Source organism: uncultured Amaricoccus sp. (genome assembly GCF_937858865.1).
In the GTDB taxonomy this organism is placed as follows: Bacteria; Pseudomonadota; Alphaproteobacteria; order Rhodobacterales; family Rhodobacteraceae; genus Amaricoccus.
In genome coordinates, this window is the sequence record NZ_CALLYO010000071.1 from 1 (window position 1) to 2,466 (window position 2,466).

Annotated in this window: 4 protein-coding genes; all 4 read right to left on the minus strand. The window is 63.8% G+C overall.

Going from position 1 to position 2,466, the window contains the following annotated elements; translation table 11 throughout:
• Nucleotides 1-685 (minus strand): hypothetical protein (locus Q0112_RS01845; protein ID WP_297970612.1); only part of this gene is annotated, 685 nt, incomplete at its 3' end.
• A 67-nt stretch (nt 686-752) separates the two neighbouring features.
• The gene (locus Q0112_RS01850; RefSeq protein ID WP_297970614.1) at nt 753-977 is read right to left on the minus strand and encodes a hypothetical protein; all 225 of its coding nucleotides are present in this window, start codon (nt 975-977) and stop codon (nt 753-755) included.
• Nucleotides 958-1,224: a BrnT family toxin gene (locus tag Q0112_RS01855; RefSeq protein ID WP_297970616.1), complete on the minus strand. Its 267-nt coding sequence runs from the start codon at nt 1,222-1,224 to the stop codon at nt 958-960. Before Q0112_RS01855 ends, Q0112_RS01850 begins: the two co-directional genes overlap by 20 nt.
• A 49-nt stretch (nt 1,225-1,273) precedes the next feature.
• On the minus strand, nt 1,274-2,466 hold a 1,193-nt coding region (gene ettA / locus Q0112_RS01860), incomplete at its 5' end, for an energy-dependent translational throttle protein EttA (RefSeq protein ID WP_297970618.1).

Sequence of the window (2,466 nt, forward strand, 5' to 3'; positions counted from 1 at the left end):
GCTCGGCCTCGTCCAGCCAAGCGGGGAACCACATATCCCGCGGTCCCAGCTTTAGAGCTTTCTTCCGTTCCTCTACCTTCGCAACCCCAAGATAGATACATCTCAAGAATCCAACGGCGTTAGGTAGCGGATGTATGGCGTGATAAAGCTGCGTGGCCTCGAAATATTGGAAATGAACGTAGCGAAGCGGCACGATGACAGACCGTATAGCAGCGACGATTCTTTCCCGCGTCGAATAGTCCACCGCGTAGCTTCCGGTTACGGCCTCGAGATCGGCGTGCGCAATCATCTTGTTGCGAAGGTCCCGCGCGAAGGACGTGCTGGCCCTCACGGCATCAATCATGGGTAGCATCGCGGCGCGATGCTCGGGCGCGGTGACAAACTCGGGAAGCCCCGAAACCGTGACGTTCCGCCGACCTTTCGAGACGTATGGGTCAGAAACCTGGCAAATTCCAAGGACTATGCGCTCGTGGAGCGAATCCTGGATGGTTCGAGTAACATACCCGGATGCCTGATTGAGAAGGTCGACCCGCTCCTTATTTGTTCCAAACAGGGAGCGATACACGTCCCACAGTGAGACCAAACCGATAACGCTCTGATCTAAATGGAAGAAGTAGTCTCCAAACTCGCTTCCAAGCCGGTCGATAAACCTTTGTCGAGTGTCCTCCGCCGTCGTGATGCTCATGTCGTCTCACGTTAGGTGATGCGTATCGCCGCTGCACCTCCGCTCAGCGCCCGGCGAGTGTGCGGCGTCACTCCAACCGCTCCGCGATCCACATCTTGATCAGCGCCTGGCGGGTGATGCCGAGGTGGGCGGCGCGGGCGTCGAGGCCTTCGACCATCCAGGCGGGGAAGTCGACGTTGACGCGGCGGGCGGCGAGGCCGGGGCGGGTGGCGCGGTCGAGGTCGAGGTGGGGGGTGATGTCCCCGCCGGCGTCGAAGGCGTGGTCGAACTCCTCAGTGGAAACCTTCTTCATAGAGGGCCACCTCCTCCTTGCGGGCCCGGCGGGCGGAGATCAGTCGCAGACGGTCGTCGCGCCGGGTGAAGATGACCGTCCAGTGCCGGAGGCCGATCCTGCCGATGAGCGCCCACCGTACCTCGCCGAGCGTGCGGGCCGGGATTTCGAGGCGGCGCGTGTCGGCCCAGACGGCCTGAACCTCCTCGAAATCGATCCCGTGCTTCTCGAGGTTGGCGGCGCTCTTGGCCGGATCGAACTCGAACATCGGCAATATGGTATGCAGGCTGGGTCTGCGCAATGCCTTTTCTATACCGTTATCGCGCAAACTTCTTGTACTTGATCCGCTTCGGCTCCACCGCGTCCGGTCCCAGCCGCTGGATCTTGTCCGCCTCGTAGTCCTCGAAGTTGCCCTCGAACCATTCGACGTGGGCGTCGCCCTCGAAGGCGAGCATGTGGGTGCAGATGCGGTCGAGGAAGAAGCGGTCGTGGGAGATCACCACGGCGCAGCCGGCGAAGTCGACGAGGGCGTCCTCGAGGGCGCGGAGGGTCTCGACGTCGAGGTCGTTGGTGGGCTCGTCGAGGAGGAGGACGTTGCCGCCGGCGCGCAGCAGCTTGGCGAGGTGGACGCGGTTGCGCTCGCCGCCGGAGAGGAGGCCGACCTTCTTCTGCTGGTCGCTGCCCTTGAAGTTGAAGGCGGAGGCGTAGGCGCGGGAGTTCATCTCGGCGTCGCCGAGCTTCACCATGTCGAGGCCGTCGGATATTTCCTCCCAGACGGTCTTCTGCGGGTCGAGGCTGTCGCGGGACTGGTCGACGTAGGAGAGCTGGACGGACTCGCCGTACTCGATGGTGCCGGAGTCGGGTTGTTCCTGGCCGGTGAGCATGCGGAAGAGGGTGGTCTTGCCGGCGCCGTTCGGGCCGATGACGCCGACGATGCCGCCGGGGGGGAGCTTGAAGCTGAGGTCGGCGATCAGCTCGCGGTCGCCGTAGTGTTTCTCGAGGTTCTCGACGGAGATCACGTTCTGGCCGAGGCGGGGGCCGTTCGGGATGACGATCTGGGCGCTGGTGATCTTCTCGCGCTCGGATTTCGAGGCGAGGTCGTTGTAGGCGTTGATGCGGGCCTTCTGCTTGGCCTGGCGGGCCTTGGCGCCCTGGCGGATCCATTCGAGCTCGCGGGTGAGGGTCTTCTGGCGGGCCTTGTCCTCGCGGGCTTCCTGTTCGAGGCGCCTGGCCTTCTGCTCGAGCCAGGAGGAGTAGTTGCCCTCGTAGGGGATGCCGCGGCCGCGGTCGAGCTCGAGGATCCAGCCGGTGATGTCGTCGAGGAAGTAGCGGTCGTGGGTGACGATGAGGATGGTGTGGGGGTAGTCGATTAGGTGCTTCTGCAGCCAGGCGATGGTCTCGGCGTCGAGGTGGTTGGTGGGCTCGTCGAGCAGCAGCATCTCGGGCTGCTCGAGGAGGAGGCGGCAGAGGGCGACGCGGCGCTTCTCGCCGCCGGAGAGGGTGTCGACGG